General features: G+C 40.4%; 16 protein-coding genes. 12 read left to right on the top strand and 4 right to left on the bottom strand.

The features are described from left to right. Window positions 1-33 precede the first annotated feature (33 nt). The 12 genes from FIV45_RS10035 to FIV45_RS09980 all read left to right on the top strand — a co-directional run bounded on the left by FIV45_RS10035 (window position 34) and on the right by FIV45_RS09980 (window position 12,675). Window positions 34-1,128, top strand: a complete 1,095-nt coding sequence (locus tag FIV45_RS10035) for an NmrA family NAD(P)-binding protein (RefSeq protein ID WP_099474987.1) — start codon at window positions 34-36, stop codon at window positions 1,126-1,128. A 29-nt stretch (window positions 1,129-1,157) separates the two neighbouring features. Continuing rightward, window positions 1,158-1,448, top strand: coding sequence for a DUF1330 domain-containing protein (locus tag FIV45_RS10030; RefSeq protein ID WP_099474986.1), 291 nt, complete (start codon window positions 1,158-1,160; stop codon window positions 1,446-1,448). Between the two features lie 200 nt (window positions 1,449-1,648). Next, window positions 1,649-2,470: an alpha/beta hydrolase gene (locus FIV45_RS10025; RefSeq protein WP_165777092.1), complete on the top strand. Its 822-nt coding sequence runs from the start codon at window positions 1,649-1,651 to the stop codon at window positions 2,468-2,470. 36 nt (window positions 2,471-2,506) lie between these two features. After that, window positions 2,507-2,905, top strand: coding sequence for a hypothetical protein (locus tag FIV45_RS10020; protein ID WP_099474984.1), 399 nt, complete (start codon window positions 2,507-2,509; stop codon window positions 2,903-2,905). A 159-nt stretch (window positions 2,906-3,064) separates the two neighbouring features. Next, window positions 3,065-3,379 (top strand): YciI family protein, encoded by a 315-nt coding sequence (locus FIV45_RS10015; protein ID WP_099474983.1) that lies wholly within the window; start codon window positions 3,065-3,067, stop codon window positions 3,377-3,379. Between the two features lie 25 nt (window positions 3,380-3,404). Next, window positions 3,405-4,169, top strand: a complete 765-nt coding sequence (locus tag FIV45_RS10010) for an amino acid kinase family protein (protein WP_099474982.1) — start codon at window positions 3,405-3,407, stop codon at window positions 4,167-4,169. A gap of 341 nt (window positions 4,170-4,510) precedes the next feature. Next, a complete protein-coding gene (locus FIV45_RS10005) occupies window positions 4,511-5,770 on the top strand; it encodes an efflux RND transporter periplasmic adaptor subunit (protein ID WP_099474981.1) in 1,260 nt (419 codons plus the stop codon). A gap of 43 nt (window positions 5,771-5,813) precedes the next feature. Beyond that, a complete protein-coding gene (locus FIV45_RS10000; protein ID WP_099474980.1) occupies window positions 5,814-6,536 on the top strand; it encodes an ABC transporter ATP-binding protein in 723 nt (240 codons plus the stop codon). After that, window positions 6,533-8,962, top strand: coding sequence for an ABC transporter permease (locus tag FIV45_RS09995; protein ID WP_099474979.1), 2,430 nt, complete (start codon window positions 6,533-6,535; stop codon window positions 8,960-8,962). The genes FIV45_RS10000 and FIV45_RS09995 overlap by 4 nt, the downstream gene beginning before the upstream one ends. Window positions 8,963-8,986: 24 nt before the next feature. Then, window positions 8,987-9,775, top strand: a complete 789-nt coding sequence (locus FIV45_RS09990) for a DUF2306 domain-containing protein (protein WP_099474978.1) — start codon at window positions 8,987-8,989, stop codon at window positions 9,773-9,775. Between the two features lie 121 nt (window positions 9,776-9,896). After that, a complete protein-coding gene (locus FIV45_RS09985; RefSeq protein ID WP_099474977.1) occupies window positions 9,897-11,282 on the top strand; it encodes a sigma-54-dependent transcriptional regulator in 1,386 nt (461 codons plus the stop codon). 55 nt (window positions 11,283-11,337) lie between these two features. After that, on the top strand, window positions 11,338-12,675 hold the full coding sequence (locus FIV45_RS09980) for a sensor histidine kinase (protein WP_099474976.1): 1,338 nt from the start codon (window positions 11,338-11,340) through the stop codon (window positions 12,673-12,675). A 15-nt stretch (window positions 12,676-12,690) separates the two neighbouring features. Here the strand turns inward: FIV45_RS09980 and sigJ are convergent, their stop codons facing one another. The 4 genes from sigJ to FIV45_RS09960 all read right to left on the bottom strand — a co-directional run bounded on the left by sigJ (window position 12,691) and on the right by FIV45_RS09960 (window position 16,938). Beyond that, window positions 12,691-13,635 (bottom strand): RNA polymerase sigma factor SigJ, encoded by a 945-nt coding sequence (gene sigJ, locus FIV45_RS09975; RefSeq protein WP_204602363.1) that lies wholly within the window; start codon window positions 13,633-13,635, stop codon window positions 12,691-12,693. Next, a complete protein-coding gene (locus FIV45_RS09970) occupies window positions 13,605-14,039 on the bottom strand; it encodes a carboxymuconolactone decarboxylase family protein (protein ID WP_099474974.1) in 435 nt (144 codons plus the stop codon). The genes sigJ and FIV45_RS09970 overlap by 31 nt, the downstream gene beginning before the upstream one ends. 101 nt (window positions 14,040-14,140) lie before the next feature. Beyond that, window positions 14,141-16,060, bottom strand: coding sequence for an acyl-CoA synthetase (locus FIV45_RS09965; protein ID WP_099474973.1), 1,920 nt, complete (start codon window positions 16,058-16,060; stop codon window positions 14,141-14,143). Next, on the bottom strand, window positions 16,060-16,938 hold the full coding sequence (locus FIV45_RS09960) for an SDR family NAD(P)-dependent oxidoreductase (RefSeq protein WP_165777091.1): 879 nt from the start codon (window positions 16,936-16,938) through the stop codon (window positions 16,060-16,062). Before FIV45_RS09960 ends, FIV45_RS09965 begins: the two co-directional genes overlap by 1 nt. Window positions 16,939-16,990 lie beyond the last annotated feature (52 nt).

Raw genomic sequence — 16,990 nt, 5'->3', positions numbered from 1 at the left:
ATATATCAACTGTTTTAATATAAGGATAATATAATGATAAAACCCAAGATACTCGTAACCAGTGCTGCTGGTAGAACCAGTACTGAAACAATTCTACAATTACTTAAACTTGGCTTCCCCGTTAGAGCAATGGTACGCCGTATTGATGTGAGATCCGAGAAGTTACGAAAAGCGGGTGCCGAAATTATTGTTGGCGACCAGCTCGTTTTTGAAGATCTGCGTCAGGCAATGAAAGGGGTGGCGCGTGCTTATCATTGTCCCCCTTTTACACCAAATTTACTTGAGAACCTCATGCTATTCGCCTTGGCTGCAGAAGAGGCGAAGTTGGAAGTGGTGGCCTTGATGAGTGGCTGGAACACAATAGCGCAACATAAATCAATTCATTCACGAAGTCACTGGATTGCCAATCATATTTACCGCCTTATGCCAAATATTGATGTGATCCATATTAATCCTGGCCTATTTGCTTTTACCTATTTTTTAGGGCTTCCAGCCATTGTGAATTTGGGCATGTTTATGGCGCCATTGGGCAATGGTTATACCGCGCCACCTTCTAACGAGGATATTGGGCGTGTTGCCGCTTACGCTATTGCGGATCCAAAGGATCATATTGACCAAAGCTACCATCCTACAGGCCCTGAACTGCTAGGCCCAAATGATATTGCGAATATTTTCACGACTGTTTTAGGCCGCAAAGTCACTTATAAAGATGTTCCCTTCAAAACCTTCACAAAAGCTGCTCAGGCTTTAGGCTTTTCAAAGTTTGAAATATCTCAAGTTAATCATTTTACAGAAGAACTTAGGCAGGGTGCTTTTGCTGTTGGCGGTGTCACTGATCATGTTGAACGCGTGACCGGAAGCAAACCAGAACCCTTTAAAGAAACCGCAAGAAGATACTTTAACAATCCAGCTCTCATAGACCCAAGACTACAAACCGGAACTAAAATATCCTCTCTAATATTTGTCGCAAAGATGATGTTTACAAAAAGCTTTAATGCTCAGGAATGGGAGAATGAACGCGATCATCCTGCAACAAAGTCTCATCATCTCGCTCATCAAAATGATGAATGGGTCAAGAGTGCCGATACCCATCAACTTAACATTTTACCCTTTTTAAATCAAAAATAAACGATATATTCAACAGATAGGACCACGTCATGAGTGCTTTTATGATTGCAACAATTACCGTCAAAAAACCCGAAAAATTTGGACAATATTTAGGGGCAGTTCAAAAATTAGCCTCACTATATAACGCAGAAGTTCTCACAAAAGGAAAAATGATACGAAACATTACAGGAGGAGACAGTACCCACGCGCAAACCCTAATTGTGCAGTTCCCAGATATTGAGGCCATTGACATGCTTTTTAACAGTGTTGGATATCAAAGCCTTATTCCCTTACGTGAAGAAGCGGCAGATATTATTATGACATCCTATCAAAGTAACTAAATGTGGGCTGAAGGGCTATGTCACGAAAATGCACTAACGTCGGTGTGTTCTTGAAGTATGGTCAAAGTTCGAGTTTGCGGTTACTTTGCTTGGCCCCTTGATGTTGATCCTTTTTGGCTGTGAGAATGATCAATTATTAAGGGGTTAGGCAAAGAAAATGGTTCAACAGACTTAATAAAGAGATCAGCAAGATGAACTTCATGAAATTTATAATTAATATTCTGCCCGAAGGGTTGGGTTTTTCTGTTATTAAATTTCTGGCAAACAAGCCACCAAGACCAGGCATCAGAAAACGCGACCGTGAGGCGTTAGCTCAGGCACAGTGTATGTTTTTTGGGCGGGGGGATAAGTTGGTGGCTTGGACATGGGGAAAGGGGCCTATAGTCGTATTCGTTCATGGTTGGGGCGGACGAGGGAGTCAAATGGCGCCTCTGGCCTTACATATGGCAGAAAGAGGGTTTCAATCTGTTGTATTTGACGTGACGGGCCATGGTGCCTCATCTGGTCGACAAGCGAGTTTTAGAAATTTTATCTCTGATATTGGGGATCTGACCAAATATTTAAACAGAGAAATTTATGCATTCATTGGCCATTCAGCGGGCGGTCTATGTATGATGGCGGCCAGAGAACTAGAAGGCATAAAGGCCGATCATTATGTATGTATTTCGTCTCCCCGTTATCCCTATCCTCCAATACAGATTATTCGGAAACTACTGGGGATTTCAGATAAAATGATTGTGCGTTGTAAAAAATATTATTCAGAACAGTTTCGTTCTTCTTGGGAATCGCTTGAAAAAGGGCACGCCTATGCTGATAATAATCAGGAAAAGCTGCTGTTGATATATGATGAGAGCGATACTTACGTGGCACATACGGACGGCGATGAGATACAAAGAACTTGGCCGACAGCAAAACTGGTTAAAACACAAGAATTGGGGCATTATAAAATACTAATTTCCCGGGAAGTAGAACAGATAGTAGAGGGGTTCTTAAGACCGGGGAATTTTGAGCTTAAAAAATAATTTATCGTATTTAATGATCAATAAGGAGCGAATATTTTGAAAAATTCAGGGATATATATATTCTGGTTATTTTTGTTAGTCTCATTAATGTTTGGAGGATTATTTTGGCAAAAGGATATGGCGCCGGCGAAGTGGCAGATTGCCTATGAACATGATACAGCAGGCCTGGGGATAGAGGGATCGAAAGAAACTTTGATAGAGGCGATACGTTTGGGGTATCCCGTAAGGATTTATTGGGCTGGAGGTCCTGTAGAACATGTAACAAATGTGCCGTTTTTGACAATTTTGGGGGGAGAAGTTTTTGGACAAATTCATCCCATTAAAGGACAAAAACCAATAACAACGCCGCCGTCGGTTGAATTGCGTGAAAATGAGTGGGTAACTATTTTTTCCACAAATGGGGAGCGTTCATTAAAATGGTTTGTTTATAAATAAGGTTAGTCCAGGCATTCTTTTCATGCTTGAGATTTGACCTGATGTAGTTTTGTAAATCAATAGAGGTAGTAATGTGTCAGCCTAACTTGATTTTCATTTTTCCGGCCCTAAGCGGCCTGCGGCTCTTAAAACATTAACAGATAATAACAAGGAAAAAATATGGAAAATTTTATGATTGCGTATTACGGTGGAAACCAGCCGAGTTCAAAAGAGGAAGCTATGGCTCAGATGGGGAAATGGAAAACCTGGGTAGAAGGTCTTGGCAAAATTATAGTAAATCCAGGAACACCGTTGCCGATTTCGAAAATTGTAACATCGACTAGTGTTGAAGTTGATAATGATCCAAATGCGATGAAGGGATTTGCAGTTGTTAGAGCAGAAAGTATTGAAGCTGCCATTGAAATTGCGAAATCAGACCCGTTTTTAGAAAATGGTGGAAAGATACGCGTTTCTCAGATGATAGAGATGACATAAACACATTATTTCATGAAGGAAAGCCATGTATTTAGATAATATGACGCGGGTATTAGTTAAAATCGGGTCTTCTTCCCTCGTGGATACGGACACAAATGGCCTATTTTTAGAACGTATGCATTCTATTGCGGATGATATTTTATGGTTGTCCCGAGAATGTAACAAAGAGGTTATTTTGATGAGCTCGGGTGCGCTAGCTTGGGGGCGCATCTGTATGTCTCTTGTTAATACGCCAAAAGAATGTATGGATAATCAACAAGTTTCTGGGGCATGCGGACAGATTGGCATAGCAGCGGGCTGGGCAGAGGCCTTTCAAAAGAAAGAAGCCGCGATTGGTCAGTTGCTTTTGGTTCCAGATCAGGTATCTAGCGTGACGGTCAAAAACACAATTTTACATATGTTTGAGTATGGCATGGTGCCTTACATAAATGAAAATATTCCAGTTATGGGGGAATATGATAATGATGGATTAGCAGCATTGGTCGCAGGCGATTTAAATTGCGACATGCTAATATTGTTATCCGATGTGGACGGTGTTTATTCTGATAACCCAGCGACTAATCCTGATGCAGCCTTGATCCCTGAAATCAATGATATTGATGAAGCGATCATAAAATTCGGCGGGAATGCGGCATCAGGCATAGGGACTGGCGGTATGCTGACAAAGCTGAAAGCTGCCAAGGCTATGGCCTTAGTCGGTGTGGATACAATTATTGCCAGTGGCCAAATACAGAATCCGCTTAGAACTCTTTGTAAGGGTGGGAATTATACGCGGGTACGCGCCAAATAATGGCCCAAACACCCATAGTTTAACTCGGCCCTTACTCTTGCTTTACATCGGCTGTAACCCATAACGCATAAATTACCTTCAAAGTTTTAATCTCAGTGATATGGCCGAATATAGTATAATCACGTACCTCATATTTTTATACATTACGAATTAGTAGTCCCGATAATGGGATTGTTAGTATGGTTTCTTTCCCAATATAGGAACCGCCGGGTAAAAATATTATTATTTTCTTTAAATATCAACGATTTAAATTTTGGCATAGTAATTGCTTATGAATGTGGAGGGCTCTTTAAAGCTCTTAATTTATATTTGCGTAAGATGATAATTATTCTGGAGTATTGATGGATATTGCCATAACAAAAAAGAAAATACCCAATATTAAACGGTATATATTATTGTTTTTGCTAGCCTTATCGTTGTTTTTTACTGCCAAGTATCTTTGGTTTCTTGGTCAGGCAGATTTCAGCATCGATAGAGATACCGTGGTGTTAAGCGAAGTAAAGCGCGGAAAATTTACAGTCTCTGTTCGTGGTACAGGCGTGTTGGTTCCGGATAATATTGAATGGCTTTCAGCCAATGTTGATGCAAAAGTTGTTAAGCTTGAAGTAAAAGCTGGAAATTTCGTAAAAAAAGGTGACCTCATTTTAGAGTTGAGCAATCCTCAGCTTATTCAGCAATTTGCCGAAGCTCAATGGGAATTAGAAGCGCGAGAGGCAGAGTTAAAAGCGGCTAAAACGGCTCAAGAATCAGCATTATTAGAGCAAAAAGCGAATGTGTTAAACGCCAAGATGGACTATGAAAGCAGCTTGCTTACTTATAACGCACAAGGGGAGCTTTTTAATAACCAATCTGCTGGTGCTGTATCTAAAATAACCTTTGAGATAACGCGCCTAGAAACGGATCAACTCAAGCAACGTTGGCTTATCAGTCAAGAGCAGCGCGTTAAAATGGAAGAAAATTTATTTGCGCAAAATAATGCACGTGCTGCACGATTAAACCAGACTAAGAAAATTCTCGAGCGCTTTCAACAACAAGTCGACAATTTGCACGTCAAAGCTACGATGGATAGCGTTGTACTCGAGATGCCTTTAGAGGCTGGACAAAGTATTAAGATGGGCGCAAATATTGCGAAACTTGCACAAGAAGATTCTTTGATTGCAGAACTACAGGTTCCAGAAATTCAAATACGTGATGTCGCTGTTGGACAGCGGGTCATTATAGATACGCGTAATAATAAGATGGAAGGCCGGGTGGCGAGAATTGATCCATCTGTTATTAATGGTAACGTTCAAATAGATGTTATTTTTTCAGAAAATTTACCTGATGATGCCCGTGCAGACCTAAGCGTTGATGGTGAAATCATTATAACTGAAATTACGGATGCTTTATATGTAGATCGGCCACTTTTTGCACAAAGTAAAAGCAAATCTGCGTTTTACAAGTTAATCCAGGATGGTCAATTTGCGCAAAGAGTTGAGGTGACATCGGGTTATGGTTCCGTGAACCAAATCCAAATTATTGACGGCTTACAGGCTGGTGATAAAATTATTACTTCAGATCCTACCCGTATGGAAAGTTACAATAAAATCCGCATCAATTAAAGCTATTAAGAAAAAATCAATTTACAGAAGAGAGGCAAATATCATGAGCAACGCCATAATTAAATTAGAGAATATTAAAAAAATATTTTATTCTGAAGAAGTTGAAACTCATGCCCTGAGCGACATCACCTTGACCATAAACAAAGGTGAATATCTTTCAATTTCGGGGCCGTCAGGATGTGGTAAATCAAGTTTGCTATCATTACTTGGTTTGTTAGATACAAGTACGCAAGGTCAATATACATTATCCAATCGCGATGTATCTGATATTTCTAAAAGGGAACGGGCAAGAATTCGGAACCAAGAAATTGGTTTTATATTCCAGTCTTTCAACCTTATCAGCGACTTAGATGTAGAGGAAAATGTTGAGTTACCATTGACATACCGTCCTGACCTCAAGAAAAATCAGCGCAAACAGATGGTTAAAGATGCACTTGATAAAGTTGACATGGCGCATAGGTCAAAACATTTTCCATCACAATTATCTGGGGGGCAGCAACAACGCGTTGCCGTTGCCCGCGCAATTGCAGGCAATCCATCTATTTTGCTTGCTGATGAGCCTACAGGAAATCTTGATTCAAAAAATGCTAGTGCCGTTATGATGTTGTTGGATAAACTACATGCAGAAGGCGCAACCATTTGTATGGTAACTCATGACCCCCGGTCAGCGCTAAGGGCAGGCCGCAACATTGATGTATTAGATGGCCGCATTGTAGCCGATAAAAAGACTATCAAGATGTCATCGGCATCGGAGTTAAAAATATGATAGTTATAAATGATTTAACATATGCCATAAGAGTGCTCTTAAAAAGACCTGGCTTTGCCATATTAACCACACTGGTAATGGCTTCAGGTATTGGGCTAAGTGTTTATCTATTCTCTTTTATGAATACCATGCTTTTCAAGGATTTGCCCTTTGAAAATGGCGATACTCTGGTACAAATAAGTTCATCACAGAATGGTGTGAAAAATATAGGCCAAGTAAATCTTCATGATTATCATGAGATTAGGATGAGCCTTAAGGGAATGGTGGAATTTGGGGCCTATAAGAATGCAAGCGTTAATGTTTCAGCAAGAGACGGCGCTAGGCGATATCATGCGATACTTGCGGAACCCAATATATTTCAGTTGACGCGCACAAAACCCATATTAGGACGCGAATTTACAGATGCAGAAAATAGGCAAGGTGCAGAATATGTTGTCGTCATAGGATATGATGTCTGGCAAAATCAATTTGGTGGTGACGATAAGGCAGTAGGTCAAGCTATGCGAATTAATGGTGAAAGCCATCGTGTAATAGGTATTATGCCGGAAGGCTACTTCTTTCCTAATGTTGCTGAGATGTGGTTGCCTTTGCGAAAAGATGTCGCAAGTTCAACACGCGAAAATTCTGAAAACTTGTATGGCCTTGCGCATCTAAACGGCGACATTTCAATTAAAGACATAAATCTTCAGTTAGCCGTTATTATGCAGCGGATTGCAGAAAAATACCCTAAAACCAATAACGGAATAGGCGCTTATGTTTCACCTATTCCCTTAACAGTAGCCGAGGATGGCATTGCCGTTGTTTATTCAATGCAGATAGTCGCTATTTTGATTTTGATATTGGCGTCAATCAATGTCGGTAATCTATTGCTATCACGGGCCGTCGAGCGCGGCAAAGAGACCGCAATACGAATGGCATTAGGAGCGCCGCGTTCACGTTTGATCAGTCAAATGCTTTGGGAAAGCATTATTATTTGCAGCGTCGGTGGGCTCATTGGGTTATTTATTATGGCTTGGGGGTTAGAAGTTACAGAAGAAATCACAGCAGCTTTTAGTGCTGGTAAACAAGTATTTTGGTTCAAATTTGGTATTGATGCTTTCACGATAAAACTATTTATCTCTTTTGTTCTTAGCACCATTATTGTTACAGGATTACTTCCGGCTTGGAAAAATTCTGGGGCTGACTTTAACAGCGTGCTGCGTGATGGTACAAGAGGTGCTCTAGGAAAAAGAGCGGGCCGGCTTAATCGATTTCTGGTGATCAGTGAGATTTTTGTGTCAATGACAGTTTTGATTGCTGCCGGCGTCATGATTATCGCAGCTTATACCCAAACCCATCAAGACAATGGAGCTGATATTAAGAATATATTAACAGCAGAAGTTCTTTTAACAGAAGCAAGTTATGAAACCCCCTTGAGCCAAGTTCAATTTGTTAAAAAATTGCAATCTCGCCTGGAGAATAGTTCTACTATTGGTAATGTTATCGTTACTACTGCATTACCCAGTGTGGTAGCCCCTACGCCTATGATAGCCTTCGAGGGCATGGAATATAACAATGATAGAGGATACCCTAGGGCAAATTATATTCTCGTAACGCCAGGTTCATTGGCAAAGCTTGGAATTGAATTAAAAGAAGGGCGTTACTTTAATAATGGCGATGATGGATTGGAAAAAAAATCCGCAATTGTCACGGAAAGTTTTACCTCGCGCCATTTTCCAAATGTATCTGCGATCGGCAAACGCATACGTATCGCGGAGCATGACGGCGATGAGCCTGATTGGTTAACGATCGCGGGTGTTGTAGAAAATACTCTTCAAGGCAACCCTGGTGATAATGCAAAAGATAAATTTCCGACTGTCTATAGGCCGTTCTCACAAGAACCGCGCCTTCAAATGACAATCGCCATGCAAATGAAATCAAATCAAGCCGCAGTAATTCGAACATTACGTGAAACGCTTCAATCAATTGACCCGGAATTGCCCGCGTTTAGAATTGAAAATTACGAAGATAAAATTGGACGATTTAGTGGGCCTATTCGATTTATAAGCAAAGTATTTCTGTTGTTTGGAATTGCTGCAGCTGTTTTGGCAGCCAGTGGTATTTATGGTGTAATGTCAAATACGGTCAATCAAAGAATTCAGGAAATCGGTGTTAAACGTGCATTGGGGGCAAATGAACAGCGCATCACTAAGGAGTTTTTAAAGACAGGATTTATACTACTGTTATGGGGTGGTGTGCCGGGGCTATTTGCGGGGTGCGGAATAGGCTTTGCCTTGTCCCAAGTGTTCGGATCAGATAATCATATTTTATTTATCGTGGCTATAATTATGCTGGCCATAATTGGACTTGTCGTAATGCTTGCGACCTATTTGCCGACAAAGCGTGTATTGCGAATGGAACCCGGCGAAGCGCTTCATTATGAATAGCAATATCCTCATGGAGAAAGATACATGATAAATTTTAACGCTGATAAAACCTTGAATGCTGCAGCCACATTTTGGTTCTTAGTGGCTGTTCTGGGGCAATGGATTTTCGTTATATATATCGCAGCATTTTACGGTAGTGCTGCGGTTGGAGGCAACTTTGAAAAATGGAACAAAGTTCTTCCTAATGGTTATGTGGATGGCGACCCAATATATAATCTCGCATTAGCCACACATTTATCACTTGCATTTACCATGCATTTCTTCGGGCCATTGCAGCTCATTCCACAATTGCGGTCATATGCCCCAACCTTTCATCGCTGGAATGGCCGCATTTATATTGCGACAGCATTTATAATTAGTTTAGCTGGCCTATATTTAACTTGGACGAAAGTACCCTTTGGTGGGGACCGTATTAATATTACCATTAATGCCATCGCAATCATGGTATGTGCTGCAATGGCATATCGCTATGCTCGTGCCTATAATTTTAAAGCACATCGTCGCTGGGCTATACGATTGTTTCTCGTGGTAGCGGGTGTTTGGTTTTTCCGTATTGGGTTAATGTTTTGGCTTGCAGTAAACAAAGGACCAGTTGGTTTTGACATGCAGAGCTTTCAAGGGCCCTTTCTAACTTTCTTGGGACTAGCGCAAACTTTTTTACCCCTAGCAGTGCTAGAACTGTATTTTCGCGCGCAAGACAGTAGTATCTCGATAGCAAAATGGTTTGTTTCAATAATCATTTTCCTGTTCACAATCATGATGGGAATAGGAATTTTTGCAGCCAGCATGGCTATGTGGATACCAAGAATTTAGAACCCTAATTCATAATATTGATCCTAAAGATGTTTGGAAAATGATAAAATGATGAATTTGGCAAAATATCATCTTTGCTTCTTGATTTGAAGTTTCTTCTTCTTATGGGTATGGTCAAACAATGAACCAAAATATTCTTATCGCTGATGATGATACAGATGTACTCTCTGCTTTAAGCATGTTGCTTAAATCAGAAGGCTATACACCTGTAATTGTTAATTCTCCTGAACAAGCTTTGCAGGCTCTTCGGAGGGAGGATTTCGAATTAATTTTAATGGATTTAAATTATTCTCTGGATACAACTTCAGGCAATGAAGGATTAAAATTAATCAGCTCTATTCGGGAAATGGATGAATTGGTTCCTATCGTCGTAATGACGGGTTGGGGCACGATCGAAGTGGCAGTCAGTATCATGAAAAATGGTGCTAATGATTTCATCCAAAAACCATGGGAAAATGATAGACTTCTTGCCATTATCAAAAACCAAACTCAATTAGCAAATAGTCAGAAACAGTCTCAAAAATTATTCCGGCAAAATCAATTGTTGCGAGAAGAAGTGAGTTCAAATGGTGATATTATTGCCAGGTCGGAAGCTATCAGACCAGTGTTAGAAACCTTAAAGCAAGTGGCACATAGTGATGTGAGCGTTTTATTCACTGGCGAAAATGGGACGGGGAAAAGCATGTTTGCGCGCTACCTCCATGACTTGTCAAGCAGAAGGAATGCGCAGCTAATATCTGTCAATATGGGGGCAGTCACAGAATCGCTCTTTGAAAGCGAAATGTTTGGACATGTGAAAGGTTCTTTTACCGATGCTAAATCGACCAGAATTGGCCGTTTTGAATTAGCGGATGAAGGTACGTTACTTCTTGATGAAATCGCCAATACACCCTATTCACAGCAAGGAAAGCTCTTGCGCGTCTTAGAAGACAGTCAGTTTGAAAAGGTCGGCTCAAGTAAGACCCAAACCGTTAATATTAGATTGATAACAGCAACCAACTCAGATTTAAACGCGGCCGTTAAGGAGGGAAAGTTTCGTAAAGATTTATTATATCGCATTAATACTATTGAAATTGAAATACCGCCCTTGCGGCACCGAAGCCAAGATATCATTCCATTAGCCAATTCATTTTTAAAAAAAGTCGCCCAAAAATATTCTAAACCCACCTTATCTATTGATAGTTCCGCTGAATCAGCGCTTAAATCCTACCCATGGCCGGGCAACGTAAGAGAGCTAAATCATGTAATGGAAAGAGCGCAAATTTTATGTCAAAAATCGAGCATCCAAGTCCAAGATCTTGGATTAAATTTCATCACATTAATTGATGGGGGGCAAACAGATACCTTTTCTGATGTGAAGACTGATCTCAGGACAATTAGTGAAATTGAAGAGGATATTATCGGTAAGAGATTGACTTATTTTGCAGGTGAGGCATCAGAAGCTGCAAAATCATTAGGGTTGAGTAGAAGTGCTTTTTATCGTAAATTACAAAAATCAAAAAATTAATTATCTGTTGTCATCCATAATAAAGAAATGAGCCATATGAGCCCACAGAAGCGGTATGCAAAAAAAAAGGCCCTTTGAAGCACAATTGACCCTATTATCACTTATTGCATCAGTTCCGCTGTTGTTGCTTTTGTTGTGGGTGATGATTTATGCGGATATCTCTATTTGGTTAATCCTGCTGACGGCATTCATAGGCGGCATATTGGTTATTTATACCAATCATAGAATATATCAAAAATCGACATATCAATTTAGAAGCTTAAGTAATTTATTAGATGCCATGATACAGGGCGAATATAGCTTAAGGGCTCGCTCCGATCAGAGTGATGGCGCATTGGGTGAATTGATCGTCTCTATTAATGGGCTAGCAGCTCGCTTGAACCAGCAACGGTGGGAGTCAGTTGAAAGCCAACATCTGCTACATACGGTCATTGAACATATCGATGTGGCTATCATTGCATTGAATGAAGAAAATAAAATTAATTTTTCTAATCCCGCAGCAAAAAAACTATTATGGCTTGATCAAGCTGATTTAAATGACAAGTTGATGGAACAACTTACTTTTGTGCATAACTTTTCAAGTGGCAGGCACGAAGCCGTTGAATTATCATTGGGACATCAACAAGGGCGTTTCAATATACATGTTGAAGAATTTCGTGACGGCGGCATACAGCATAAGTTACTTTTTATTACCGATGTGCGAACTCTTTTGCGTGATGAAGAAAGAAAAGCGTGGCAAAATCTGGTCAGAGTAATCAGTCATGAGATCAACAATTCTTTATCCCCCATTGCATCAATTAGCCAGACTCTGAACCGATTGATTAAGCGCCAAGGACACAGTACTGAAAATAATAAAGACTTAATCGAAGGTTTAACAATTATATCAGAGCGTGCCAATGGCCTAAGACAATTTGTCGATAGCTATAGGAAATTAGCCAAATTACCTGAACCTAAAAAACAAATGGTTTCAATTCTTGAGTTGCTCGAGAAAATTTGTGTTCTGTTTAAAGATCAATCAATTGTTATAGAAACAGAAGTGGATGTTCAATTGTTTATTGACCCAGTCCAGTTTGAGCAAGTGTTGATTAACATATTCAAGAACGCTAATGAGGCTATGTCACAAACAAACCCTAAGGGCGTTATAAGAGTTGAGTGGTACAATACAGAGTATTTCTTTAAACTTGTAATTTGTGACGTAGGTTGTGGAATAAATAATTCGGACAATTTATTCATCCCTTTTTATAGCACCAAAAAACATGGCTCGGGCATTGGCTTGGTTCTTTGCAGGCAGATTATAGAGGCGCACAAGGGCCGCCTATCCATAACTAACCAAACAAATTCTTTAGGCTGCAATGTAACTATTGAAATTCCATTGATAATTGATGGTATCTAATAGGGTCCTTGCGCGTCACCTCATGCCCTTTCTGGCGTGCTTTTCTAATTCTGGATTCCGTAAAGTTTTTAATTTATCAGGGTTTCGCATGATGTATATATCCTTAACATTACAATCTATATTATAAGTGAAAGACACCGTGCCGGTTAACACACCATTGTGATAAAGCATCAGGCCAAGATTGTTGTTTATTTCGGATGTAATTAATTTATATTCTTGCCAGGCTGGGCTCAAAACTTCCGAGATGAAATTAAGGATATTATTACTGCCCTGTATGATGCCCCGGATCGCAATGACTTTACCGCCACTGTCCGCGCTGAGTTCAATATCATTGGATAATAACATACTTAAATTAGCCGTGTCTCCATTATGGAGAGCCTGCTGGAATGCGGTTAAAAGCTCTTTCTGTTTGTCAATTGGCGTTTTAAATCTCGCTTTAGATTGATTGATATGGCCTCGGGCTCTGGAGACCAATTTACGGCAACTCGCCTCCTTGATCTCAAGCGTATTCGCAATATCAGTATAGCTTGTATCAAACACCTCATGTAATAAATAGGCCGCTCTTTCTTTCGGGGTTAGTCTCTCGAGAAGCAGCAGAAATGCAGTCGTTAAGGTTGACCCTAATTCTAGTTTGTCTTCGGCTGATTGACCTGTTGTAGTCTGGAGAGGTTCCGGTAACCAGGTACCGATATAATTTACGCGTGATTTATGGGAGGCCCTTAGTATATCTATGCAACGACGCGTACATACCGTTGTTAGCCATGCGGTGGGGTTTTCTATTTCCCCCCTATCGGCTTTTTGCCATTTGAGATAAGTATCCTGAACGGCATCTTCCGCATCGCAAGTTGACCCTAAGATCCGGTAAGCTAGCCCCATAAGTGTGGGGCTGGAATTATTAAATATATCTAAAGAATTCTGATCATTCATCATTAGTGTTTTGATATCTGAAACCTGTTCCATAAATTTATCATGGTTATGATCGCGGTCAAAATACTGATTTCAGAATCGGTAAAATACATTTTAAGTGTGCGTCTCAAGGTCTCATAGTCTGTATTCTTATCAAGTTGGGTCAGGGCTTCCGTCCATTCAAATGCGGTTTTTTCACTATCGCTGAAGTCATCCACATGGCGCCAGGCGATAACCCGGTCCAGTCTTTCATTACTTTCGCCGTCCTGCCGGGCTTCTTTGGTATGTAGTTTGATACAATAGCCACATTGGTTAATCTGGGACGCACGTAATTTTACAAGATGTAGTAGCTTTCTGTCGACACTATGTTCGGCTATGGCCCCCTCAACTGCACCAAGGGCCTGTAGTACATCTGGGATTTCAATTTCATATTTAATTTCATATTCACTATCCGACATTATTTTCTCCTTTTAGATATTCATGACTCTATTAATAACAAGACGATCAGGATAATGCGTTTGTGACGCTCTTTAGAAATATAAAAAGCTGGATCAATATCTTAAATATTTTTTTGCAAGTTAATATTTAAGGCATATTGGTCCAATATTTTCTTGATCCTTAAATAAGTTTCATTCGACCATGCAGTATGAGAGGGCCTTATATAAATTTGGTGGCCAAGCTTTTTGTCTTTGCTGATTAATATTTTATGATTGTCGTTTTTTAAATTTTTTGCCAATAGACCACTTAACACTCTTTTTAATTCCTTTTCTATAAGAGCAGGTTTAAAAATTTTACCTATTGTTGTTAGTGGCATTTGATCAATTATCACTATATGTTTGGGTATGGCAGCTCTTTCTGGAATGACGGTCTGAGCAAAGTCAAGCATGTCTCTTACAGACAAACTTTTCCCTTCTTTCACTATGACATAGGCAACCGGAATCTCACCGACTTCAGGATCAGGCGATCCGATTGCTGCAACAGATTCGATCAAGGGATGACAAATTAACCCATTCTCAATAATCATCGGATCAATATTATGCCCACCTCTAATGATCAGGTCCTTCTTCCTTCCAGTTAACCAGAGGTAACCTTCCTGATCCAGCCGTCCCATATCACCAGTATTATACCATTTCTTACCATCCCATTCGATCCATATATTCTGATTATCGTCAGAACTCAGATATCCTTGAAAGACGTTTGGGCCCGTAACACCGATGATGCCAATTTGGTTTGTTTCAACGGGATGAAAAGCCCCCGTATTCTTCAGTTCCTTAAAAACTGTAATGTCTTGATAGGGTATTTTTAAACCTACAGAACCCACCCGTTGCTCCCCATATCCTGGACTTATACTCGATATGCAGGCTCCCTCTGTAAACCCATATCCTTCCAATAGGAGAATAGATGTATTGGATTGAAAATTTTTAAAAGTAGTTTTTGAAATAGGCGCGGCGCCACATATGGCAAATTCAATTGAAGAAATATCATATTTGTCAGCAGGTATTTCCGACAATTTTTGAAAGATTGCCGGCACAGCACTGAAGGCACCGATCTTGTGACTTTCAATGATTGACCAGAAGTTTTCAATAAGACCTGGTGTGCGAAAACCCTGCGCTGGCCCTAAAAATACTGTTGCACCATTCATCCATGAAACTAGCCCGGTAATCAAAGCTCCGTTAACGTGGAACAAGGGCAAGCCACAAAAGATGGATTTATTTTCTTCCATAAAACGATTGGTGGCGGCTGCCCAACTGATAAAAATCTGATTTCCATGGGTTAACTGAGCTATTTTAGGCGCACCCGTAGTCCCGCCGGTATGAAATAGTGCCCCCCTATCATCCCATTTTCTTATGGGAAGTGTTAAATGAAGACCAATTTTGGCAAGTTTGGAAAAAGGAACAATTTTGATGTCTTTGGCACGGGTTTTTATTTTAGAAATCAATGATCCAGCAATCGAATTAATGCCTCTGGCATATTTAGTTGGATCAACTGTGATGATTGTTTTGACATTTGGTAAATTTTCACAAGCTTTAACAGCTTTTTCGAATAAATCAGTCCCTGGGAGGGATGCAAGAGTAACGAGTATATTCGTGTGGGCAGCTTGCATAATATCTTTAATTTGTTCTGGCTCCAATAGCGGGTTTATTGGGTTTGCCTGCCCAACAGATTGTGCACCATACAAGGAGAAATAGGTTTCTGGTAGATTTGGCAAGAGCATGGAAATAACTGGATTTTTATCTTCTGATATAGCTAAAAACCCTTTTGCCGCCTGGGTAATCTCTTCAATTAGGTCAGTATAGCTCCATTTAAATATATCTAAAGTATGATATGGGTTAGGTAAAAAAGTTAAAGCATCGCGGTTTTGACAGATTGTCGATCCGTGTCTAATTCCATCCAAAATTGAATGAGGTAATTCAAGGCTCTCCAGAGGGCGGGTTTCAAGCTTTTGAATATCCTGAAATGTTGAAATACCTTTAACCATTATGTCCTCTGATTTCTTTCTTTGGCTGTTGCCAATAATTTATTTTCTAGTTTGGCAAACAGATTAGGCATCAGCCTGAGATATAATTCTGGAAAAAGGCGTTTAAAGCGCCATAAGATCCGAGCTTGTAGTGGAGCCACCATATAAAATTTTCTTTTCTGAATATGCAAAAGTAGAGCTTCAGCCACTTCTTCTGAACTCCATGGTGCCATTTGCACGAGGGAGCGTGCCTTTTCTCGGTCTTCTTCTGTACCTCTGGTATGTTCCGCAATAGATGAAGTATAAAATGTTGTCATTTTGACAGTGATATCGACACCGCTGGATTTCATTTCCGAGCGGAGTGTTTCACTTAATTGAACCACGGCTGACTTCGATGCTGAATATCCCGATAGAGAGGGCATGGCATGATAAGCAGCAGCGCTTGCGATTGTGATAAAATGTCCACGTTTTACTTGTGTCATTGCAGGCAAAAATAATTTTCCGGCCCAAATTGTTCCCATCAGATTAACATCAATTACTTCAGCCAGATGTTCAGGTTTCGTGTCTAGAAACGGACCACCCACCCCAATTCCGGCGCAGGTGAAGACAAGGTCTATTCCCCCTGTTTGTTTTAGGAAATCGTCGACGGCTTTTGAGAAATCAGAATAATGGGAAACATTAAAGGGGTAGGAATATACAGTACTGCCATTTTCCTGACATTTTTTGGTAATTTTAATAAGGCCAGTTTCATCCACATCATTTAAAAAAAGCCCCCAGCCGTGACGAGATAACTCGAGTGCTAATGCTTGGCCTAAGCCACTGGCGGCCCCTGTTATAGCGGCCCGCTTTAAAGGGTACCGGGCGTGTAGTGCTGTGAGTTGGTTATCTTCAAGTGGCATGGGAGGACTCCCCATTAGCGCGTAATGTTGCCGAAACCGTCACATGGTTTTC

It is taken from the genome of Paremcibacter congregatus, from assembly GCF_006385135.1.
Classification (GTDB): domain Bacteria; phylum Pseudomonadota; class Alphaproteobacteria; order Sphingomonadales; family Emcibacteraceae; genus Paremcibacter; species Paremcibacter congregatus.
This window is presented reverse-complemented; position numbering and strand designations above follow the sequence as displayed.